The sequence below is a fragment of the Sphingopyxis sp. sgz302558 genome (assembly GCF_057220455.1).
Map to the genome: position 1 here is coordinate 412,122 of NZ_JBXPUZ010000001.1, position 21,211 is coordinate 433,332.

General features: G+C 63.8%; 17 protein-coding genes. 5 read left to right on the forward strand and 12 right to left on the reverse strand.

What is annotated here, in order from left to right; genetic code table 11:
• Positions 1-14: 14 nt before the first annotated feature.
• Complete coding sequence (msrB, locus tag AC2TC0_RS02000; RefSeq protein WP_484715814.1) at positions 15-413, reverse strand: peptide-methionine (R)-S-oxide reductase MsrB; 399 nt, start codon at positions 411-413, stop codon at positions 15-17.
• Between the two features lie 130 nt (positions 414-543).
• Here msrB and AC2TC0_RS02005 point away from each other — a divergent pair, with 130 nt between their 5' ends.
• Positions 544-1,065, forward strand: a complete 522-nt coding sequence (locus tag AC2TC0_RS02005) for a DUF4402 domain-containing protein (protein ID WP_484715815.1) — start codon at positions 544-546, stop codon at positions 1,063-1,065.
• Positions 1,066-1,139: 74 nt separating this feature from the next.
• On the opposite strand, the gene holA is transcribed toward AC2TC0_RS02005, so the two are convergent.
• The 4 genes from holA to AC2TC0_RS02025 are packed head-to-tail and all read right to left on the reverse strand — an operon-like array spanning position 1,140 to position 5,718.
• Positions 1,140-2,171 (reverse strand): DNA polymerase III subunit delta, encoded by a 1,032-nt coding sequence (gene holA / locus AC2TC0_RS02010; protein WP_484715816.1) that lies wholly within the window; start codon positions 2,169-2,171, stop codon positions 1,140-1,142.
• Positions 2,168-2,677, reverse strand: coding sequence for an LPS assembly lipoprotein LptE (lptE, locus tag AC2TC0_RS02015; RefSeq protein WP_484715817.1), 510 nt, complete (start codon positions 2,675-2,677; stop codon positions 2,168-2,170). Before lptE ends, holA begins: the two co-directional genes overlap by 4 nt.
• Entirely contained in the window at positions 2,677-5,226 is a 2,550-nt protein-coding gene (gene leuS, locus AC2TC0_RS02020) for a leucine--tRNA ligase (protein ID WP_484715818.1), read from the reverse strand. Before leuS ends, lptE begins: the two co-directional genes overlap by 1 nt.
• A 51-nt stretch (positions 5,227-5,277) precedes the next feature.
• Complete coding sequence (locus AC2TC0_RS02025; protein ID WP_484715819.1) at positions 5,278-5,718, reverse strand: DUF3576 domain-containing protein; 441 nt, start codon at positions 5,716-5,718, stop codon at positions 5,278-5,280.
• Positions 5,719-6,053: 335 nt separating this feature from the next.
• Between AC2TC0_RS02025 and AC2TC0_RS02030 the strand changes: the two genes are divergently transcribed.
• Positions 6,054-6,686 (forward strand): hypothetical protein, encoded by a 633-nt coding sequence (locus tag AC2TC0_RS02030; RefSeq protein WP_484715820.1) that lies wholly within the window; start codon positions 6,054-6,056, stop codon positions 6,684-6,686.
• A 25-nt stretch (positions 6,687-6,711) separates the two neighbouring features.
• On the opposite strand, the gene AC2TC0_RS02035 is transcribed toward AC2TC0_RS02030, so the two are convergent.
• Complete coding sequence (locus tag AC2TC0_RS02035; RefSeq protein ID WP_484715821.1) at positions 6,712-7,314, reverse strand: thiamine phosphate synthase; 603 nt, start codon at positions 7,312-7,314, stop codon at positions 6,712-6,714.
• Between the two features lie 49 nt (positions 7,315-7,363).
• On the opposite strand from AC2TC0_RS02035, the gene AC2TC0_RS02040 reads away from it, so the two are divergent.
• Positions 7,364-8,029 (forward strand): YggS family pyridoxal phosphate-dependent enzyme, encoded by a 666-nt coding sequence (locus tag AC2TC0_RS02040; protein ID WP_484715822.1) that lies wholly within the window; start codon positions 7,364-7,366, stop codon positions 8,027-8,029.
• A gap of 113 nt (positions 8,030-8,142) precedes the next feature.
• Here the strand turns inward: AC2TC0_RS02040 and AC2TC0_RS02045 are convergent, their stop codons facing one another.
• The 4 genes from AC2TC0_RS02045 to AC2TC0_RS02060 form a co-directional block, all read right to left on the reverse strand.
• Entirely contained in the window at positions 8,143-10,911 is a 2,769-nt protein-coding gene (locus AC2TC0_RS02045) for a TonB-dependent receptor (protein ID WP_484715823.1), read from the reverse strand.
• Positions 10,912-11,006: 95 nt separating this feature from the next.
• Positions 11,007-11,717 (reverse strand): ligase-associated DNA damage response endonuclease PdeM, encoded by a 711-nt coding sequence (gene pdeM, locus AC2TC0_RS02050; RefSeq protein WP_484716457.1) that lies wholly within the window; start codon positions 11,715-11,717, stop codon positions 11,007-11,009.
• Between the two features lie 45 nt (positions 11,718-11,762).
• Complete coding sequence (locus AC2TC0_RS02055) at positions 11,763-12,782, reverse strand: retroviral-like aspartic protease family protein (protein WP_484715824.1); 1,020 nt, start codon at positions 12,780-12,782, stop codon at positions 11,763-11,765.
• A 58-nt stretch (positions 12,783-12,840) separates the two neighbouring features.
• Positions 12,841-15,261, reverse strand: coding sequence for a ligase-associated DNA damage response DEXH box helicase (locus AC2TC0_RS02060; RefSeq protein ID WP_484715825.1), 2,421 nt, complete (start codon positions 15,259-15,261; stop codon positions 12,841-12,843).
• Positions 15,262-15,382: 121 nt separating this feature from the next.
• On the opposite strand from AC2TC0_RS02060, the gene AC2TC0_RS02065 reads away from it, so the two are divergent.
• Both AC2TC0_RS02065 and AC2TC0_RS02070 read left to right on the forward strand, forming a co-directional pair.
• Complete coding sequence (locus AC2TC0_RS02065; RefSeq protein WP_484715826.1) at positions 15,383-16,153, forward strand: SDR family NAD(P)-dependent oxidoreductase; 771 nt, start codon at positions 15,383-15,385, stop codon at positions 16,151-16,153.
• A 22-nt stretch (positions 16,154-16,175) separates the two neighbouring features.
• Complete coding sequence (locus tag AC2TC0_RS02070; RefSeq protein WP_484715827.1) at positions 16,176-17,117, forward strand: glutaminase; 942 nt, start codon at positions 16,176-16,178, stop codon at positions 17,115-17,117.
• On the opposite strand, the gene AC2TC0_RS02075 is transcribed toward AC2TC0_RS02070, so the two are convergent.
• Together AC2TC0_RS02075 and gyrB are read right to left on the reverse strand one after the other, a co-directional pair.
• On the reverse strand, positions 17,114-18,646 hold the full coding sequence (locus AC2TC0_RS02075) for a cryptochrome/photolyase family protein (protein ID WP_484715828.1): 1,533 nt from the start codon (positions 18,644-18,646) through the stop codon (positions 17,114-17,116). The genes AC2TC0_RS02070 and AC2TC0_RS02075 overlap by 4 nt on opposite strands.
• Positions 18,643-21,168, reverse strand: a complete 2,526-nt coding sequence (gene gyrB, locus AC2TC0_RS02080; RefSeq protein ID WP_484715829.1) for a DNA topoisomerase (ATP-hydrolyzing) subunit B — start codon at positions 21,166-21,168, stop codon at positions 18,643-18,645. Before gyrB ends, AC2TC0_RS02075 begins: the two co-directional genes overlap by 4 nt.
• Positions 21,169-21,211: the final 43 nt, after the last annotated feature.

Below are 21,211 nucleotides of genomic sequence, written 5' to 3' on the forward strand. Positions count from 1 at the left end.
CGCTTTATGCCGCGTTAATCAGTGCCCGTGCCCGCGTCATCCGCGTCGCGCGCGGCGAAGTCAAGCGCGGCGCTGTTGATGCAATAGCGCAGCCCGGTCGGCCCGGGACCGTCGGGAAAGACATGCCCCAAATGGCCTTCGCAGCGCGCGCAACGCACCTCGACGCGGCGCATGCCGTGGCTGGTATCGGCCAGTTCCTTCACCGCTGCTTCGTCGGCAGGCGCGGTATAGCTGGGCCAACCCGAGCCGCTGTCATATTTGGTTTGGCTGTCGAACAGCGGCGCGCCGCAACCGGCGCAGTGGAACATACCGTCACCTTTGAAATTATTATATTTTCCGGTGAAGGCGCGTTCGGTGCCGCCTTCGCGCAGCACATATTCGGCCATGGGGTCGAGCGGTTTGGGTTTGGTCATGGGTCAGCCTTTCGTGACTGGAGCAACCCGCATATCGGGGCTCAGCGGGTTCGCTGCAAGGGGCCGCCGGGTTACGCCTGCTCGCCCGGTGGTTACGCGTGGTTAACCATGATGTGCCAAGCCCGATACCGTGATATTGCGTCTGACCCTTTCGCTGCTTCCGGCAGTGCTGTTCTGGCCGTCCGTCAGCGCCGCGCCGTGCCTGCTGTGCGACCAAAGCGGTGCCAGCGCCAACCGGCCGGTCCCGGCGAGCGACGAACTGCCCTTGCGCATCGAAATTTCATCTGCCTTGGATTTCAGCCGCGTGGCCACTGGACGCAGCGGCGGTAGCGTAACGGTCGATCCGGTAAGCGGGCAGCGGCGGCTGGGCGGTGACGTGCGCGATCTGGGCGGCATGGCGCTGTCCGGCGAAGCCATGATCAGCGGCACGCCGGGTCGCGCCGTCCGCATCGCAATTCCCGCGGAAATCCTGCTGGACGGCGATCAAGGGCGCAGCGCCCGCGTGGTTGATGTCGTGACCGACCTCGGCCCGGCGCCGCGACTGGGCCCCAACGGGCGGCTGCGCTTTCGCTTTGGCGGGCGGCTGACCGTGGCGAGCGACGGCGACGGCAACTACCGCGGGCGTATTCCGATTTCGGTAGAATATGAGTAAGGTTGGAGGTCAGCCCGACCAAGTGGCTTCAGTATCGTCGTCCCGGATCAATTCTGGGATGACCGGAGATTGATTTACCGCGCCCGCGCGGCTTGGCGAGCAACATCGACGAGCAGGCGCCGCAGCAGCACCGACCCCGCTGTGCCCGATGCCTTGAGGGCGCGTTCGCAGCCCAGAAGCAAGGTCATCAGCCGCGCCAGCCGGATCGCATCCCACAGCCGCAGCTGGACCGTGACGGCATCAACCTCTTTCCAGAAGATGCCATAGCGTTTGTCACTAACCAACGTGCGCGGGTGCTGGCCTCCGTCGACCTCGGCGCGCAGCCGCGCCAGCAATTGCACCCGGATGGCCAGCGCACGCAACAGGCGGATATCTGCGACCCCCACGGCTTCGGCGCTGGCCAGCATGGCGGGCAATTCGGCAACCTTGCCGCCCAGCACGACATTGACACAGGCCCCGATATCTTCCTCATCAATGCCCGCGCCCAGAGCGCTAATGTCTTCGGCCACCACTGCGCGCTGGCGGTCGGGCGCGGCATCGCGATAGAGCGCCAGTTTCTCTATCTCGCGCACCAGCAATTGCTGGTCGCCGGCCACCATTTCAACCAGCATCGTCGCCTCGCGCCCGCCGAGCTGCAACCCTTCGCCGCGGGCCGCAGCGACAGCGATGCTGACCAGCTCGCGCGTGTCGGGCTGATAACAGACGGCAGCGCGCACCAGCGCCGAATCCTCCGCCAGCTTGAACAGTTTCGACTTTTTGGTGAGCGACGGCGCGGTGGCGACGACCGGATTGGGTGCGGCGTCGGCCGCGAGCAGCGCCGCCACCGCATCCAGACAGTCATCGCCGCTGCCCGCAATGGTCAGCCGCACGACCCGCGCTCCGGCGAACAGCGATAGCGACGCGGCTTCGGTGGCGAGGCGCGCCGGATCGCGCTTTACCTCGTCGCTCGACAGATCAATGCGCTCGGCATCGGCACCGGCCAGGGCGACGAGGTGCGCGCCCAGCGCGGCGCAGCTTGCTTCGTCGGGACCGGCCACCAGATAAAACCGCGTGCCGCCGCCGAGGCTGGTCAGGCGGCCAAGGTCGGCGGGCTTTTCCGCCTTCATCGCCCCGGCGCGGCAGCACGGCGGCGCGCGAAGACGGCCAGGCGCGCGACAATCTGGTCGGCAATAGCCTGGGCGAGGCGTTCCTGAGCGCTTTGTTCAGCCGCAATAGTAGCGAATTCGCTGCCGACAACATCGATGCCCGCGTCCGACGTGGCGGTGGCGTCGAGCAGCACCTCGCCCGTCGCTGCTTCGACCAGCTGGTAGCGCGCGCGAAGCGTGCGGCGCTCGCGCGTAACCGAATCGTCGGCGCGCACGCCAAAGCCGGTGATGCTATCTTCAAGCTTGATGTCGAGACGGAAGCGTTCGCCCGGTCCTTCGCCGCCCTGCGCCGCGACCAGACGGTCGCGCAGCGCGTTGCGCACCAGCCAGCCGGCTTGCCCTTCAATCGGGGCGACGCGGACATCGGCAAGTGTTTCGGCAACCACGCCCTTGCCCCCTGCGCTATAGAGCGGCTGCAGCCCGCAAGCAGCCAGCAGTAGTGGAGCAAGGAGAAAAATCAGACGCATCAGGTGACGATATTGACCAGCCGGTCGGGCACGACAATCACCTTTTTAGGGCTCGCCCCCGCCAGCAATTCGATGATGCGCGGCGCGGCCAGCGCGGCGGCCTCCAGCTCTTCACGCGGCAATCCCTTGGCCACGGTGATGGTTTCGCGCAGCTTGCCCATCATCTGGATGGCGATCGTCACTTCATCCTCGACCAACAAGGTGGAGTCGACCTCGGGCCAAGGTGCATCGGCGACAAGCAGGGTGGGGCGCAACGCAGGCGGCAGCCCGGCCCAGCCTTCTTCGGCGAGATGCGGCATCATCGGCGCGATTAGGCGGATGAGCGTGGCGCAGGCTTCGGCCCGCGTTGCCGAAGGGGCAGCCTTTTCGACCGCATTCGCGAGCGCGTGGATTTTGGCGACCGCCTTGTTGAACTGCAGTGCCTCGATATCCTGCGCGCAACCCGCAATGGCCTGATGCAGAGCGCGAGCGAGCGGCCTGTCGACGCCGCCATCGCCGGTCTTTTCTGCTTCGCCAAACAGGCGCCAAAGCCGCTGGACAAAGCGCCATGCGCCTTCAATCCCCGCTTCGCTCCACGGCAGGTCGCGTTCGGGCGGGCTGTCCGACAGCATGAACCAGCGCACCGCGTCGGCGCCATATTGGTCGAGGATGGCGTCGGGATCGACGACATTCTTTTTCGACTTCGACATTTTGATGACGCGGCCGATGTCAACCGGTGCACCGTCCGCCTGCAGCTTCGCGCCGTCGGCGGAGCGGTCAACTTCATCCGGCGTGAAAAAAAGCGGCGGCAGCCCTTGGCCTTGATCGCGGCTATATGTTTCGTGCGTCACCATGCCTTGCGTAAACAGCGCCGCAAAGGGTTCGGCAAAGTCTAGCTTGCCCATATGCTGGAGCGCACGGGTCCAGAAGCGGGCGTAGAGCAGGTGCAGGATCGCATGTTCGACCCCACCGATATATTGGGTAACCGGTAACCAGCGCTGCACCACCGCCGGATCGAACGGCGCATCAGCTGGCGCGCTGGCAAAGCGCAGAAAATACCAGCTCGAGTCGACAAAAGTGTCGAGCGTGTCCGTTTCGCGCCGCGCCGCCTGCCCGCATTGGGGACAGGGGGCATGCTTCCACGTCGGATGGCGGTCGAGCGGGTTACCCGGAATGTCGAAGCTGACATCGTCGGGCAGCGTAACGGGCAGCTGATCCTTGGGCACCGGCACCACGCCGCACGCATCACAATGGATGAAGGGGATGGGCGTGCCCCAATAGCGCTGGCGCGACACGCCCCAATCGCGCAGCCGCCACACGGTGGTCCCTTTACCCCAGCCGTCATGTTCGGCACGCGCAATGATCGCCGCCTTGGCCTGCTCAATGGTCATGCCGTCAAGGAAATGGCTGTTCACCACTTTGCCCGGGCCAGTGTATGCCTCGTCGCCGGTGAAATGCGGGTCATTATTGTCACCATCGGCAATCACGCGGATCACCGGCAGGTCGTATTTGCGCGCGAAATCGAGGTCGCGCTGGTCGTGCGCGGGGCAGCCGAAAATCGCGCCAGTCCCATAATCCATCAGCACATAGTTGACCACCCAGACGGGCAGATGCCGGGCGGGGTCGAGCGGATGTTCAACCGCAAGGCCGGTGTCGAAACCCATTTTTTCCGCGGTTTCAACCTCGGCCGCGCTGGTCCCCTGCTGACGGCAGCGGGCGATGAAATCGGCAAGCTCCGGGCTGTTCGCGGCGAGGTCTGCCGCGAGCGGATGGTCGGGCGAAATCGCAGTGAAGCTGGCCCCGTAAAGCGTGTCGGGGCGCGTCGTGAACACGTCGAACGCGGGCTTGCCGCCGACAAAGCGGAAGCCGAACTGCATGCCAACCGACTTGCCGATCCAGTTTTCCTGCATCAGCCGCACCTTGTCGGGCCATTGGTCAAGCGTGCCGAGGCCAGCGAGCAGATCGTCGGCAAAGTCGGTGATTTTCAGGAACCATTGCGACAGCTTGCGCCGTTCGACCAGCGCGCCCGAGCGCCAGCCTCGCCCATCGATCACCTGCTCATTGGCGAGCACGGTCATATCGACCGGATCCCAGTTGACGAAGCTTTCCTTGCGATAGACGAGGCCAGCGGCAAACAGGTCAAGGAACAGCGCCTGTTCCTGACCATAGTAAGCGGGATCGCAGGTGGCGAGTTCGCGGCTCCAGTCGATAGCGAGGCCAAGGCGTTTCAACTGACCGCGCATCGCAGCGATATTGGCATAGGTCCAGCCGCCTGGGTGCACTCCCTTTTCCATCGCGGCATTTTCCGCTGGCATGCCAAACGCGTCCCAGCCCATCGGGTGGAGCACTTCGTGCCCCGTCATCTTCTTGAATCGCGCGATGACGTCGCCCATCGTATAGTTGCGCACATGCCCCATGTGGATGCGCCCCGAGGGATAGGGAAACATTTCGAGCACATAGGCGCGCGGTTTGGGGCTGGCATCGTCGGCACGGAAGCTGGCCGACGCCTCCCATGCTGCCTGCCAGCGCGCATCGGCGGCGAGCGGCGAGAAGCGCGGGTCGCGGGTCATGCGATATCCTTTTCGGCCGTCGGACGCGGCCGCATATTCAGTTCAAGAAATTCAGCCTTCGATCGCGCTTTGGCGCAGGTCGCGGGCGCGGGTAAGGATGATCTCCTCCAGCTTTTGCACGGTCGCCGCCTGCACCGGTGCATCGACCCAGGTTCCGCCCTGCGCCACCTGCCGCGAGGCCGCAACGCGCAGCGCATCGGCGCGCAAATCGCGGTCGAGGATCGAAACGGTGACCTTCATCCGTTCATTGGGGTTCGACGGATTGGCATACCAGTCGGTGATGATAACCCCGCCTGACGAATCGGCCTGCAGCAACGGCATGAACGACAGGGCGTCGAGCGAAGCGCGCCACAAAAAGCTGTTCACCCCGATAGTGGTAACCTGCGAGGCAGCGACATCGGCGCGCGGGCGTTCCTTGCCGCCACATGCCGTCAGCATGGCGAGTGCGGCGCCAGCCACAATCAGTCGGGTTGCTTGGTTCATGGGAATCATCGCTGTATCTTGTCTTTCCTTGGCGTAGCCGCGTGCCGGGCGGGCGCATGATCCTGTTGGTGGCCTGCTCTAGCCATGTTCGCGGGGGCGGGCAAGCGGGGCGGACTGCAGCAGGTGTGGACTCATTGCAACAGCACGGCAGGATTCTCGAGCTTGCCGGTTTACCTCCCCAATTTTCTGGTTAGCGCGCTTTGCAATATGGCCACCAACGCCTATGTAACAAAGGTTGGCTGGAGTCGTTTGTGACAATGACAGAGCGTGGGGCAAACTGGATGAAGCGGGGGGTTGCGGTTGCGGCCCTCGCTGCGCTTGCGCTTCCGCCCGCACTGGCCGCAATGAGCCGCACCGACCGGATCCGCGAAACCGGCCTGTCAAACGCACTGCTCGGTCAGTTTACGCCCGCCGCGGGGGATCCGCGCTTGATCGCCCGATATGCGCAGGTGTCCGAGCGGGCGCGCCAGAATTTCAGCTTTACGCCGGTCGTTGCTAGCGGACAGACCAATCGCGCGATTACCGTGGTGGTGCGTGCCCGCGACGGCGCGCCCGTCGGAGACGCAGCCCGCACGCGCGCGCTGGTCGGCGGCGCTAGCCAACCGGTGACAATTGCTCCCGTCGCCTATAATCTGGGCAAGTCGGTTGGCTTTGAAAAATTTGTTTTGCCGCAAGTTGGGCGTGGGCTCGACATCCGCAATTTGCCGCAGGTGCGCGCTCCGGAGGAACGCGAAGGTAGGCCGTCGCGCTTTGCCTCGCGCGTCAGCAGCGTTGCCGCTGATCCCGTGGGCGCAACTCCGCGCGCTGGCGCACCGGCCGCCGGACAGGAAGTGGACCTGAGCGGGCGGTACCGTGTCAGCCGTAATATCGATGTGACCGCCGGGGTGCGCTATTCGAGCGATGAGCGCCTTGGTCCGCTGACCAACGACCAGCGTGACAATCAGGCGGTCTATGTGGGTACGCAGTTCCGTTTCTGACCCTGCGAAATGGGTTCTGGTTTCATTAGACTGAAACTGCCGGCGTTGGTCTGCGCCGCCCGATTTCCCATGCATCGATGGCGGCCCAACCGGGCCTGATATGGCTGCAGCGCAAACATAGCGCGCGGTGGCGCGCCGCCGTCATCCCACCAAGCGCGACCGGTGCAGCGCGCGCCGCCACCGCCAGCCGGATAAAGCAACGCTGTCCAATTGGTGAAGCGTCCGGATGGCTGCGGGTCGCATAGAGCGGCGAAATCAGCGCATAATCGATGCGCGCACGCGCCGCCGCGCGCGCCTCTTGCCAGTTATGCACCGGTGCGCTGACGCGAAGCCCGGCGCGGCGTGCAGCCCCTGCCAACCGCGCCGAGCGGCTTCGCAAATGCACGCCGTCGGCACCTATCCGCCGCGCCATAGCAATATCGTCACCCGCCACAAGCAGCCGCAGCCGACGGGCGCGGCAGATGCGCTTGAGCCTGATCGCAAGCACCCGCCGCGCAGCCGGGGCAAGTTTATCGCTGCGCAGGACAATCGTGCTACCGGGCGGCAAGCGCTGCGCCGCTGCCAGCCCATGCCCTGGGAGCCGCGCATCGGTGAGCAGCCAGCCGCGCGAGGGATTACAAGAAACCATGAACGCACCTATAGGCACGGCTTCGACCGGCACAAGCAAGAGGCCCCCAATGACCGACGATGCAGCGCAGCGGCTGATTGACGTAAAGCAGGACATCGCCGCAGCGGCGCGCAGGGCCGGACGCGAGGCACATGATGTGACGCTGATCGCGGTGAGCAAGACGCACGACGCCGCCGCCATAGTGCCGCTGATTTCCGCCGGTCAGCGCGTGTTTGGCGAAAACCGGGTGCAGGAGGCGGCAGCTAAATGGCCCGCGCTGCGCGCCGCAACGCCCGGCATAGCGCTGCATCTGATCGGCCAGTTGCAATCCAACAAGGCGGACGAGGCAGTGGCGGTGTTCGATGCCGTGCACTCGCTCGACCGGTCGTCGCTAGTGACGGCACTGGCGCGGGCCTGCGACAAGGCAGGGAAGCAGCCGACCTTGTTCGTGCAAGTGAATATCGGCGACGAGCCGCAGAAGGGTGGGGTGGCGATTGGCGAACTTCCGGCATTGCTGGCCGAGGCAAAAGATGCAGGGCTGGCCATTGGCGGGCTGATGGCGATTCCGCCCGCCGATACTGAAGCCGCGCCCTATTTCGCGCTGCTCGCCGAGCTGGCCGACCGGCACGCCTTACCGCTGCGCAGTATGGGGATGAGCGGCGATTTTGCCACCGCGGTGATGCTGGGCGCGACGCATGTACGCGTCGGCACTGCGCTGTTCGGCGCGCGGAGTTAGGTTTCGTTCCACTTGCATGGGCCGGTGCCGGTCGTTTCTGCGCAGCTGAAACAATAGAAAAAGGCCCGCCCACCGCTGAGGTGGACGGGCCTTTTGCTTAACCGGTCAGGCGATCAGAAGCTGCCGCGCAGCGTGATGCCATAAGTGCGCGGTTCGGCAAGGAACTGCGAGAAGATCTGGCGGCCACCGGGATAGTTGGGATCAACAAACGGCGCCGCCGTGGTGCCCGCCTGGAAGGGCGAGTTAAAGGCGACCTGCGCATATTGTTTGTTGAAGATATTCTGCCCCCACAGCTCGATGCTCCATTTTTCATCGGGCCCGCGCAGGCCGACGCGTGCGTTGAACAATGCAAAGCCGTCCTGCGCCTTTTGCGGGAACAGGTCCGACCCGGTGTTGTAATCGCTGGTCAGGCGGCCATCGATATAGACGAGACCAGTGAGGCCATTGCTGCCGATGTCCGGCGTCCAGGTGATGCTGCTGGTGGCAACAAATTCTGGCGCGTTCGACAGATTTTTGCCCGGCAGAACGCGCAGGGCAGCATCGAGCGGCACCAGGCCGCTTTCCGTACCGATGAGGTCGTTGCGATATTTGGTCCGCGCATAGGTGAGACCAGCGGCGACACGGAAGTTGCGCACCGGCGACAGCGAGGTTTCAAGCTCGAAGCCCTGAGTGCGCACGCCATAAGTCACATCGCCGGGCGCGCAGGTGCCAGTGGCGTTGCTGAGATCACTATCCGCGCCGGGGCCGCCGACCAGATTGTCGCAGCCATTGACCGTGGCGACCAGGAACACCGAGCCGTTGAAGGTGTTCAGCTGGAAGTTGCTGAAGTCCGAGCGGAAGGCCGACAGGCTGGCGCTGAACGCCCCGCTCGAATATTTCGCGCCGACTTCATAGCTGTCGACCAGTTCGGGATCGAACTGGAGATTGCCGACCAGCGCCTGCGCGCCGCCGACCGAGGCAAAGGTCGGGACCGACGATTTGAGCGCCGAGCGATCGAGGTTAAACCCGCCCGCCTTATAACCGCGCGCGAAGCTGCCGTAGACCAGAAGGTCATCAATCGGCTTCCACGACAGGATGGCGGTGCCGGTCCATTCGTCCTCGCTGCGGCTGTCATTGATCGACACGCCGTTGAGTTCGGCGGTCGAGTTGCCCTGACAGCCGAGACCGATCAGTGCACCGGCAAGCGCCCGCGCGGTGGCGTTGGTGCTGGCCAGATCATCCGACACCAGTCCTTGAATGGTCGTGCAAACGGTATTGTCGTTGCTGAAGGTAGCGTCGAAATCCTTCTTGTCGTTCGTATAACGCAAGCCGAGCGTCAAATCGACCGTGTCGGTGATGTGGATGATATTGTGGGTGAACAACGCCCAGTTATTACCCTCCTGGAAATAACGGTCGTTGATCGAGCCGCGATCGCTGAGGCTATCGAGCGCGGTGAAGGCCGCGACAATGTCGGGCCCCGATGCGCCGGTGGCACCGGCCAGTGTTGCCGGGCCGACGCCCGGGGCGACGCACAAGGGGCTGGTCGGCGAATAGAGCCCGGCCAGACCGCCGCCCGAGATGATGCGGCAATTGGCAAAGCGGCCATATTGCGAACCGAAGCGCAGATTGTCACGCACAGTGAGCTTTTCATTGGCGTAGAAGCCGCCGACGAGCCAGTCGAGCTTGCCATCGAATGCCTCACCCTGCAGGCGAACTTCCTGCGTGAAGGTGTGGAACTGGCGATAGGCATCGTCGCTGGGGGCGCGATAGAGGATGTCAACCGCGCCATAATCTGTGTCCGACCCTTGTCCCGAACGATATTCGCGGTAAGCGGTAATCGACGTCAGCGTGGCAGCGCCAATATCCCATTCGAGCTCACCCGAAATACCATAGTCCTTGGTCTCGCCGGCAAAACTGCGGCCCCGGGTGACCGAAATAGCCCGGCCATAGCCCTGGTTGAACGCCGCCAATGGTTGGCCCAGATCGCGCAGCACGTTGATGATGTTGTTGCCATTCTGCTGAAGCGGCGCGAGCGGGGTCGACGGATTGTTGAGGTTGCCGATGAACTGGTTGACCGAGCTGTCGACATAGGTCGCCGCGCAGCATTTTTCATCGCGATAGGTATAATCCGCGATCAGCCGGAACGAGACCGCGTCGCTGGGTTCGAACAGCAATTGGCCGCGCACGAAATAGCGGTTGCGATCATTGACGTCGGTATTGTTGGTCGTATCGCGGTAAAAACCGTCGCGCTTGACATAGACGCCGTCGAGACGCGCGGCGATGGTGTCGGTGATGGGGCCCGTAACGCTGCCGGTAAAGCGCAGGAAATCATAATTGCCATATGTCGCTTCGCCATTGGCACCAAATTCGAAGCGAGGCCGCTTGGAATAGATGCTGATGAGGCCTGCCGACGAGTTGCGGCCACCCAGCGTGCCCTGCGGACCGCGCTGCACCTCGACCCGGTCGATTTCGCCGAGCTCGTTAAGGCCGATGCCCGAGCGCGAACGATAGACGCCGTCGATAAACACCGGCACCGAGCTCTCCAGACCGGGGTTGTCGCCGACCGTGCCGATACCGCGAATACGCGCCGATCCATTGGCCTCGCTACCCGTTGACGACACGAGCAGCGACGGCGCCACCTGGTTGAGCTGGCGAATGTCGTTGGCGCCGCTGTTCTGCAACGTTTCGGCGTTGACCGCCGAAATGGCGACAGGAACGTCGGACAGGAGCTGTGATCGGCCCTGTGCGGTCACGACGATGGCGTCGTCCGCGACCTCTTCTTCGGCCGGAGCTTCAGCATCCTGCGCCGCGGCGGGCATCGCGACGACAGCGACCGCCAGCGAGAAACCGAGAGCCGAGCCGCGCAACAAATTGGCCACGCCCGTCGAGCGGAATTTGTTCATAATGTGATCCTCTCCAATCAAACCATTTTTCTTTATGGCACCGTAATAGCGAGCAACGGCCATGTTGCTAGGCGCGGTGCAGCAAAAACCGCATATTATTCGGGGATATGCGACATTTTCGCCACAGGCGCGCGGGCAAAGCGGGCGAGCCCCTGCGCTGTGGGAACCAAGGCGGCATAGGGTCCAGCGAAGAGCCGTGCGATCGTAGGATCATCGATGTCAAGACCACCGGTCAGACTGCCGAATGCGGGCAGGATCAAAACACCGGCCCCGCAAGCAAAACAGGCGCGGCGCACCTGTCGTCCGCGCATTTGCACCAGCGTTTTGGGATGGAAGTGGCCGGAAATCTGGGGTCGCGGGTCGGCAGGGTCATGCTCATGGCGAAAAACAATGCCTTGGTCGATCCATTCTTCGCACGATTGAGTGCCCCACTGCCCATCCGGCAGCCCGTCATGGTTGCCCGCAATGAAGCGCCAGCGGTGGCGGGTGGCGAGCTGAGCCAATAGAGTCGCCGCCGCCGGGTCAAGCCGCGCCTGACCGCCATGGTCATGGAAGCTGTCGCCCAGACACCAGATTTCGTCGGGGACGAGGCGGGTGGCCAACACTGCCAGCAGCGCCATGGTGATGCGGCTGTCATAGGGTGGCAGGGGCTGGCCATGCGCGGCAAACCAGCTCGCCTTTTCCAGGTGCAGGTCGGCTACCAACAGCACGCGGCGACGCGGCCAGAACAGCGCACCTTCCGGCGTCGCTGACCAGCGTTCCCCCGCGAAATCAAAGGCAAATGGGTCAGGCGTCGCGGTTTCCATCACCCCAGGGGCGCTAACCCGCCGCGCCGCTTGCGGCAAGGCCGATCAGGATGCGCGCGCGCGTTTGGCCCCTGCTGCCAGCCGCTGGCCCTCGCTGCGTCCCGCGCCATCCGGCAGATCGAGGATGATGCGTTTGTTGGCATAATCAATCTCGATCCGGTCGAACAGTCGCAGCCCGTCCATCCCCAGCAGCATCGCCGGGCGGTCACGCAGGCCGAGCGCGCGAAATGCATGGCTGTCGGCGAAAGAGACGGTCAGGTCGTTGACATCAATGCCCTCAATATTGATGCGGCGCAGCACGGTTTTTTCAGCCGGTATTGTCTCGCCGTTCACGCCGGTCAGCTGGCTGGCGACGAAGGGAAACCGATTCTCGCCGCGCTGGCTCACCAGCCGCATCATCGCCAGATTGCCGATGCTGGTTTGGGCGCCGGTATCGACAATCACGTCCACGCGCTTGCCGTCAATGCGCGCATCGGAGAGGATCAGGCGCCCCGCCTGATTGCGTGCGGTGACGACAATCGCATCATCATCGCGAATTATTGGACGCAAATTGCGGCGGCTGGCGCTGATACGCATTTCCTCGCGGCGGAAATCGATAAGCACGCGGCGGCCTTGCAGCATATCCACGCCCAACAACCCGGCTGCGCCGATATGATTTCCATAAAGCGCCGGCGCTTCAAAGGGCGCCAGCGTGAGGTCGGTCATGGCCAGCGCCGCAATTTTATAGGACGGCGCGGTGGCGGGGCCGCTGATGGTGGCGAGGCGCAACTGCTGGCCCTGCGCCAATGCCAGCCGGCTCGCCAGTTCGCGCGAAATGACGGTGCGCTCCGCGCCTGTATCGACCAGAAAGCTGAACGGCCCTTGATCGCCTATGGTAACCGGCACCGCCATGCGCCGCGAGGCGTCGATATCAAAGGGCTGGATCAGCGGCGTTGCGACGGTTTCGGTGGCCACTGCGCTCTGGCCTAGATCGGGGACAGGCGCTGCGGGCGCACCGACCGAGGCTGCGCCAAGCAGCAGCGGCGCGGCAAGCAGCGTGGCAGGTACGATGAATTTGCGGGCCATGCTGCCGCTCCTCTCCCGACCTGATGATATGCCTATCGTGCCGGGTCCGCAAGCATGCTCAACCCGCCGCCACTGCCGCCAATTGCTGCGCTGCCGCTTCCATCAGCAACGCATCGTCAGTGGCGTCGGTGCCGACGCTTTCGCGCCCGATCAGCACCAAGAGCGGCACGGCCAGCGGGCTGATGCGCGGCAATCGTTGATGGAGCAAGGTCCCCGCCGCGCGGTCGAGGAGGTCGCCGAGCCGGGCGACATCAGTGAGGCGCGTGCGCGCATCGGCCCACGCCGCCTGAATCAGCAAATGGTCGGGCTCGAACTTGCGCAGGACGTCGTAAATCAGGTCGGTGGAAAAGGTCACCTGTTTGCCGGTCTTGCGCTTGCCCGGATGCTGGCGTTCGATGAGGCCGCCGATCACCGCCACCTCCCGAAAAGCGCGTTTGAGCAGGTTCGAACCTTCGACCCATTCGATGAATTCGTCGGTCAAAATGTCGGGCGACAGGAGAGCAGCGGGGTCGGCTACCGGGCGCACCGACCAGATGGCGAGCGCATAGTCCGAGGCAACAAAACCCAGAGGTTGGAGGCCCGCGCGTTCCATCCGCTTGGTTAAGAGCATACCGAGCGACTGGTGTGCGTTCCAGCCTTCAAACGGATAGAGCGCCAGATAGTGGCGGTCTTCGTGCGGAAAGGTTTCGGCAAGCAGCTCGCCGGGGCGGGGCAGCACCGATTTAGCGGCCTGCAGGCGCAGCCATCCCTGCACATCAGGCGGGAAGCGGTCCCAGCTGGCCGGATGGGCGAGAAAGTCGCGTACCCGGTCAGCGAGGCGCGTCGACAGTGCGATTCGCGCGCCGACATAGCTGGGAATGCGCGCCGGTTTGCTGGTTGCGCGAACGATGAGATCAAGGTCGCGCATCGCCTCTACCTCCAACGACAAACCGGCGAAAGCGAAGGTGTCACCCACGGTCAATGTACTCGCAAAATACTCCTCGACACTGCCCAGTCGCCGCCCATTCTTGAAGCGCACATCGAGCGTGGGGGCGTCGACGATGATGCCAGCATTCAAGCGGTGCTGGGTGACAAGGCGCGGGTGTGCGATGCGCCAGCGTATCTTGCCATCTTTGACGGGTCCATCGGGCGCCAACCGCCGAAAGCGGTCATAGGCCTTGAGCGCATAGCCGCCGTCGCGCACAAAACCGATGATGCGCGCGAATTCTTCGGCCGACATATCGGCATAAGGAGCGGCACTTTGCACTTCGGCGAACAGTTCCGCTTCGGCAAAGGGCGCGGCACAGGCCATGCCCATGACGTGCTGTGCCAGCACGTCGCGTGCGCCGGGGCGGAAAGCATCGGCGTCGCGCTCCCCCGCGGCGACCGCGTCGAGTGCAGCCTGTGCTTCCAGAAACTCGAACCTGTTGCCCGGCACTAGGAGCGCCCGGCTGGGTTCGTCGAGCCGGTGGTTGGCACGGCCGATGCGCTGGAGCAGCCGCGAGGAGCCTTTGGGCGCGCCCATCTGGATGACGCAATCGACGTCGCCCCAGTCGAGCCCCATGTCGAGGCTAGAGGTGGCGACGAGCGCGCGCAGCCGCCCTGCGGCCATCGCTGCCTCAGCGCGCAGACGGGCCTCTCGATCAAGGCTGCCGTGGTGGATGGCGATGGGCAGGCCCGCGTCATTGGCCTTCCACAATTCCTGAAACAATAGCTCGGCCAGCCCGCGCGTGTTGCAGAAAATGATGGTGGTACGGTGCCGCGCCACCTCGGCCATCACCTGGTGGATGGCATATCGGCCCGAATGGCCCGCCCAGGGCACTGCGCCTTCGGGCAATAAAATGCGCACATCGGGGTCCGCCCCTGCCTCGCCTTCCACCAGCCGCACGCGCGCAACATCGCCGCCGGGGGCGAGCCAGCGGCGATAGGCATCCACGTCGGCAATGGTCGCCGACAGCGCTGCGCGGCGCAGCGCGGGGTTGATGCTGTGCAGCCGCGCAAGGGCAAGGGCGAGCAGGTCACCGCGCTTGCCGGTAGCGAAGGCGTGAACCTCGTCGATCACCACGGTTTTGAGGTTCGCGAACAGGGTGAAGCTGTCGGGATAGGAGAGCAGCAGCGACAGCGATTCGGGCGTGGTCAGCAAGATATGCGGCGGGCGGCTGCGCTGGCGCGCTTTGGCGTCACTCGATGTATCGCCGCTGCGGGTTTCGACGCGGATCGGCAGACCCATATCGGCGATGGGGGCAGCGAGATTGCGCTCGATATCGGCAGCGAGCGCCTTGAGCGGCGAGACGTAGAGCGTGTGGAGGCCGTCGTGCACGCCATCAGCCAGATCAATGAGGCTGGGGAGAAACCCCGCGAGCGTTTTCCCCGCGCCGGTGGCGGCGACGAGGAGCGCGTGGTCGCCGGCTGCCGCAGCATCGATCATGGCCGCTTGATGCTGGCGCAAGGTCCAGCCGCGCTGGGCAAACCAGTTGGTGAAGGGGGCGGGGAGGGGCATCAAGTTGCGCAATCTCGCTTCTGGCGGGTGAGTTATGCACATTGCACCCGTGTCTCGTCATCCCGAACTTGTTTCGGGATAACAAACCGTCAGTGGCGCGTTATGCTGAAACAAGTTCAGCATGACGAGGCTTTGGGACGGGCGGCAGCAGAATATGGCGGACATGAAATCATTGCAGTCGAACTACCGCGGCGTCGTCATCGGCGCAGGAGGCGGCATTGGCGCGGCGGTGGCGGCGCGGCTGGCGAGCGATCCGCGGTGCGTGGCGCTGCACTGTGTCAGCCGCAGCGGCGACGCCGGGCCGACGAGCGCCATCCGGCATGCCGCCGATTTGACTGACGCCGCCAGCATGGCCGGTGCGGCCGCCGCCATCGGCGCGGACGGCCCCATCGACCTGATCTTCATCGCCAGCGGGCTGCTGCATCGCGGCGGCGCGGTGCAGCCGGAAAAGAGCTGGAAGACCATCGAGGCCGATGCGTTCGCGGAATTGTTCGCGGTCAACGCCACCGGACCGTTGCTGGCACTGAAAGCTTTGCTACCGCATGTTCCACGCGATCGCCGCGCGCTGATTGGCATCGTCGGCGCGCGGGTGGGAAGCATCGGCGATAACCGGCTGGGCGGCTGGTATGGCTATCGCGCCAGCAAGGCGGCGCTGGCGATGCTGCTGCGCACATTGAGCATCGAATTGGCGCGCACGCATCCGCAGCTCGCCGTGCTGATGTTGCATCCGGGCACGGTCGACACCGCACTGTCGCAGCCATTCCAGCGTGGCGTCGCCAATCTGCTGACGCCCGAGGCGAGTGCAGGCGCGATGCTGGCGGTGCTCGATGCGGCAACGCCGGAACAATCGGGGCAGCAGCGCGACTGGAACGGCGAACTGGTGGTGCCTTAATGAACTGTGCTAGCCAGCTAGCATGACCGAAGCCCCCTTTATCGATCTCGAACGCTGTGTCACCCAAGCCTATGAGGTCGCTTTGCCGCACGTCGGCAAGGGCAAGGTTGCTGATTATATTCCCGCGCTGGCGAACGTCGAACCACGCGCATTGGGCATTGCCCTCGCGCTGCCCGACGGGACAGTGCATGTCGCGGGCGACGCCGATGTGCCCTTTTCAATCCAGTCGGTGTCGAAAGTGTTCACCCTGGCGATGGCGCTGCGGCGGCTGGGCAGCGATTTATGGTCCAGCGTCGGACGCGAGCCGTCGGGCAGCGCGTTCAATTCGATTGTCCAACTGGAAAACGAGCAAGGGATCCCGCGCAACCCGTTCATCAACGCCGGGGCGATTGCCACGACCGACCGGCTGATTGACGGGCGCGCCAGCGATGTCGTGGTTGCCGAGATCCTGAAATATATGCGCGCGCGCGCCCACGATGATGGCGTGACCATTGATGCCGAGGTTGCGAGTTCCGAATCGCAGACTGGCGCGCGCAACCGCAGCCTCGCGCATTTCATGGCGGCGTTCCGCAATCTGCGGCATCCCGTGGAAACCGTTCTGGAGGTTTATTTTCGCCAATGCGCGCTGGCGATGAGCTGTCGCCAGCTCGCCCAAGCGGGGCTGTTCCTAGCGTGCAATGGCCGCGACCCCCGCACCGGCGAGCAGTTGGTTGAACCGCACCGCGCACGGCGCATCAACGCCATCATGCTGGGGTGCGGCCATTATGACAATTCAGGCGAATTCGCCTTCAAGGTCGGACTGCCCGGCAAGTCGGGCGTAGGCGGCGGCATTTTGTGCATCGCACCTGGGCGCGGGTCGATCGCGGTGTGGTCGCCAGGACTGAATGCCGCCGGGACCTCGCTGGCCGGGGCAGAGGCCCTGGAACATTTCGCTTGGGCGACCGGTTGGTCGGTTTTTGGTTAAAGGCCAAGCTCGCCAAGACAAGCTTCACCATCTGCCATCAGTGCGGCGCGCTTGTCTGCGCCCCAATTGTTCAACGTCCGGTACATCGGCGCCATGCGTGGATTGCGCGCCAGCCGGTCGGTATGACGGATCAGGAAGGGCCAATAGAGGCGATTGAAGGGGCAGGCTTTCGAGCCACTCTTGGCCTTCACATCATGTCGGCATCCTCGGCAATAGTCCGACATGCGGTCTATGTAGGCGCCGCTCGCCGCATAGGGTTTGGACGCAAGCAGGCCGCCGTCTGCAAACTGGCTCATGCCGATGGTGTTGGGTGCCTCGACCCATTCATAGGCGTCAGCATAGACGGCGAGATACCAAAGGTGCAGCGCGTGCGGATCAATGCCCGCAAGCAGCGCGAAATTGCCGGTGACCATCAGTCGCTGGATATGGTGGGCATAGGCGTGATCACGCGTTTGCTCGATGGCAGCACGCATGCATGCCATGTCCGTCTGCGCGCTCCAGTAGAAATCGGGTAGCGGGCGCGTGGCGGCGAGGGCGTTGCGATCCACATAATCAGGCCCCTCGCGCCAATAGATGCCGCGCACATATTCGCGCCAGCCGATGATCTGACGGATATAGCCTTCGGCAGCGTTGAGCGGCACCGTCCCCGCTCGCCATGCCCGTTCAACGGCCTGACAGACGCTCAAGGGATCTAGCAGGCCGATATTGAGATAGAGCGCCACAATGCTGTGATAGAGCCACGGTTCGCCGAACAGCATCGCATCCTGATAATCGCCAAAGCGAGGCAGGGCGTCGGCGATGAAATTGTCAAACTGTGCCTCTGCCTCTTCGCGCGTTACTGCGAACCAGAAATCGTCAAGGCTGCCAAAGCGGTCAGGGAAACGCGCTGCAACCAACGCCAGCACCTGCTGCGTAACGGCGTCGGGTGCTGTACGACGCGGGCGCGGCATGAGCAGGTCGGCGCTGGCGGGCTTGCGATTATCGGCGTCGTAATTCCATTGGCCGCCCGCGGGCTGACCGCCCTCCATCAGCAGGCCGGTCTTGCGGCGCATGTCACGGTAGAAATATTCCATACGCAGCGCCTTGCGGCCATCGGCCCAAGCGGCGAATTCGGCCTCGCTGCACAGGAACCGGTCGTCGGCGCGGATGTCGACCGGCACGCCCAGCGCGCCGGTCCAGCCCGCCATTTCGGTGCGCAGCCGCCATTCACCTGCTTCGGTGACAACGAGCCGCTGCGCCCGGTGGCGCCGGATGGCACGCGCCACTTCCTCGCACAAGCTGCCGCTGTTGCCTGGATCATCAAGCGCGACATAATCGACCATCCAGCCGGCATCGCGTAGCGCGGCAGCGTGGTGGCGCATGGCGCTGAACACAAAGGCGAGCTTTTTGCGGTGGTGCCAGACATAGTCGGCCTCAGCCGCAACCTCGGCCATCAGGATGACGGTTGCCGCCGGGTCGGCATCGGTCAGGCTGCTAATCTCTGCCGACAGCTGGTCGCCGAGGATGAGGATCAGCGTTGGTCTGGTCACACGTCCAGATTGGCCACGTTGAGCGCATTGGCCTGAATGAAGTCGCGGCGCGGTTCGACCTCGTCACCCATCAGCCGTTCGAAGATGTCGTGCGCGACATCGGCCTGTTCGGCCTCGACGCGCAAAAGTGAACGATTTGAAGGGTCGAGCGTGGTTTCCCATAATTGTTCGGCGTTCATTTCGCCCAGCCCCTTGTAGCGGCTTATCGCCAGGCCCTTTCGGCTGTAAGCAAACACGCCCTCGAGCAGGTCGGACGGGCGTGTGACGACGGTGCTGGCGGGTGTGCGCGCAGCGGGGGTTTCGCCGTCGTCACTTTCGATCTCGGGCTCAGCGGCTTGGGCGCTCGTCAGCTTCACAAGGCGCGCGGGGGCGGCATAGCTGTCGGCCTCGGCAATGGCGAGAGCGTGGACGCGCCGCGCCTCCTGGCTCGCAAGGAATGCGGCGTCGATGGCGTGGTGGTCGGACACGCCGCGCCAGCGCCGCTCGGCACTGTAGCCACCTTCGACCAGGGCGATGGCCCATTGCGATTCGCGCGTGCCGCTGGTCGCGGCATCGGCGGCGTCGAGCCAACTGGCTGTGCGGGCGGCAGCGGCGGAGCGCGCGGAAACATCGAGCGCTGGGTCAAGCGCGCCGTTCAGCGCCAGCGCCTCGACCAGCGCAGCATCGTAGCGGCGCGGGACATAGCGCATCAGCGCGCGGGTGCGGCGGGCATGGTCGATCAGCCCGCGCAGATCGGCCCCGCTGCGCGCGCCGCCCGCAGTTTCGAGCCGAAGGCCGTCGAGCGCGGCATCGACAAGGTAATTTTCAAGCGCCGCATCGTCTTTCAGATAAACCTCGGACCGTCCCTTGGCGACTTTGTAGAGCGGCGGCTGTGCGATATAAAGATGCCCCTTTTCAATGATTTGGGGCATTTGTCGGTAAAAGAAGGTGAGCAACAGCGTGCGGATATGCGCGCCGTCGACGTCAGCGTCGGTCATAATCACGATTTTGTGATAACGCAGCTTTTCGAGGTTAAATTCATCGCGGATGCCGGTGCCCAGCGCCTGAATCAGTGTGCCAACTTCCTTTGACGAGATGATGCGGTCAAAGCGCGCGCGCTCGACGTTCAGAATCTTGCCTTTCAAGGGCAGGATCGCCTGAACATGGCGGTCGCGGCCCTGTTTCGCCGAGCCGCCCGCCGAGTCGCCTTCAACGAGGAAGAGTTCGCACTTCGTCGGATCGCGCTCCTGACAATCGGCGAGCTTGCCAGGAAGGCTTGCGATGTCCATTGCGCCCTTGCGCCGCGTGAGCTCGCGTGCCTTGCGCGCTGCTTCGCGCGCGGCGGCGGCGTCGATGATTTTTGCGATCACTGCCTTGGCATAAGCGGGATTTTCCTCGAGCCATTCGCTCATGCGATCGGCCATCAGGCTTTCCAGCGGCTGGCGCACTTCCGAGGAGACCAGCTTGTCTTTGGTCTGCGAAGAAAATTTGGGGTCGGGGAGCTTGACCGAGACGATCGCGGTCAACCCTTCGCGCATATCCTCGCCAGTCAGGCTGACCTTCTCTTTCTTCAGGATGCCCGATTTCTCGCCATAATTGTTGAGCGTGCGCGTGAGCGCGGCGCGGAAGGCGGCAAGGTGGGTGCCGCCGTCGCGCTGCGGGATGTTGTTGGTAAAGCACAACACATTTTCATAATAGCTGTCGTTCCATTCGAGCGCGACGTCGATACCAATACCGTCGCGCTCGCTGCTGATTGCAATCGGATCAGGCAGCAGCGCGGTCTTGTTGCGGTCGAGCCACTTCACGAAAGCCGCAATGCCGCCCTCATAATAAAGATCATGCTCGATCCGTTCGGCGTGGCGTTCGTCAGCCAGAATAACCCGCACGCCCGAATTGAGGAAGGCGAGCTCGCGGTAGCGATGCTCGAGCTTGTCAAAGTCGAACTCGGTGACATTTTTGAACGTGTCGGTCGAGGCGAGGAAGGTAACGCGTGTGCCCTTCTTTCCTTCCGGCGCCGGGCCGCTGACGCGCAGCGGCGCGACCGCATCGCCATGTTCAAAGCGCATCCAATGTTCTTGGCCGTCGCGCCAGATGGTGAGCTCAAGCCATTCGGACAGCGCGTTGACCACGCTCACGCCAACACCGTGCAGGCCCCCTGAGACCTTATAGGCGTTATCGTCGCTGGTATTTTCAAATTTGCCGCCCGCGTGCAGCTGGGTCATGATAACTTCGGCGGCGCTGACGCCCTCTTCGGCATGGATGCCCGTGGGGATACCACGGCCATTGTCCTCGACGCTGACCGAGCCATCGGCGTTCAAGGTGATGAGCACGCGGTCACAGTGGCCCGCCAACGCTTCGTCAATCGCATTGTCGCTAACCTCGAACACCATATGGTGCAGGCCCGAGCCATCGTCGGTATCACCGATGTACATGCCGGGGCGTTTGCGAACGGCGTCGAGGCCCTTCAACACCTTGATCGAATCGGCACCATAGGCATTGGTATTGGGCGTTTGCTGACGCGGATTTTCAGGGGTCTCGTTCATGCCGATTCTATAGGGATGAGCAGCGCAAAACCCAAGGAAAAAC

Excerpts from the sequence above, each read along its gene's own strand:
- msrB (WP_484715814.1), bottom strand. The coding sequence starts at position 413 with ATGACCAAACCCAAACCGCTCGACCCCATGGCCGAATATGTGCTGCGC.
- holA (WP_484715816.1), bottom strand. The coding sequence starts at position 2,171 with ATGAAGGCGGAAAAGCCCGCCGACCTTGGCCGCCTGACCAGCCTCGGC.
- lptE (WP_484715817.1), bottom strand. The coding sequence starts at position 2,677 with ATGCGTCTGATTTTTCTCCTTGCTCCACTACTGCTGGCTGCTTGCGGG.
- leuS (WP_484715818.1), bottom strand. The coding sequence starts at position 5,226 with ATGACCCGCGACCCGCGCTTCTCGCCGCTCGCCGCCGATGCGCGCTGG.
- AC2TC0_RS02025 (WP_484715819.1), bottom strand. The coding sequence starts at position 5,718 with ATGATTCCCATGAACCAAGCAACCCGACTGATTGTGGCTGGCGCCGCA.
- AC2TC0_RS02030 (WP_484715820.1), top strand. The coding sequence starts at position 6,054 with ATGAGCCGCACCGACCGGATCCGCGAAACCGGCCTGTCAAACGCACTG.
- AC2TC0_RS02035 (WP_484715821.1), bottom strand. The coding sequence starts at position 7,314 with ATGGTTTCTTGTAATCCCTCGCGCGGCTGGCTGCTCACCGATGCGCGG.
- AC2TC0_RS02040 (WP_484715822.1), top strand. The coding sequence starts at position 7,364 with ATGACCGACGATGCAGCGCAGCGGCTGATTGACGTAAAGCAGGACATC.
- AC2TC0_RS02045 (WP_484715823.1), bottom strand. The coding sequence starts at position 10,911 with ATGAACAAATTCCGCTCGACGGGCGTGGCCAATTTGTTGCGCGGCTCG.
- pdeM (WP_484716457.1), bottom strand. The coding sequence starts at position 11,717 with ATGGAAACCGCGACGCCTGACCCATTTGCCTTTGATTTCGCGGGGGAA.
- AC2TC0_RS02055 (WP_484715824.1), bottom strand. The coding sequence starts at position 12,782 with ATGGCCCGCAAATTCATCGTACCTGCCACGCTGCTTGCCGCGCCGCTG.
- AC2TC0_RS02060 (WP_484715825.1), bottom strand. The coding sequence starts at position 15,261 with ATGCCCCTCCCCGCCCCCTTCACCAACTGGTTTGCCCAGCGCGGCTGG.
- AC2TC0_RS02065 (WP_484715826.1), top strand. The coding sequence starts at position 15,383 with ATGACGAGGCTTTGGGACGGGCGGCAGCAGAATATGGCGGACATGAAA.
- AC2TC0_RS02070 (WP_484715827.1), top strand. The coding sequence starts at position 16,176 with ATGACCGAAGCCCCCTTTATCGATCTCGAACGCTGTGTCACCCAAGCC.
- gyrB (WP_484715829.1), bottom strand. The coding sequence starts at position 21,168 with ATGAACGAGACCCCTGAAAATCCGCGTCAGCAAACGCCCAATACCAAT.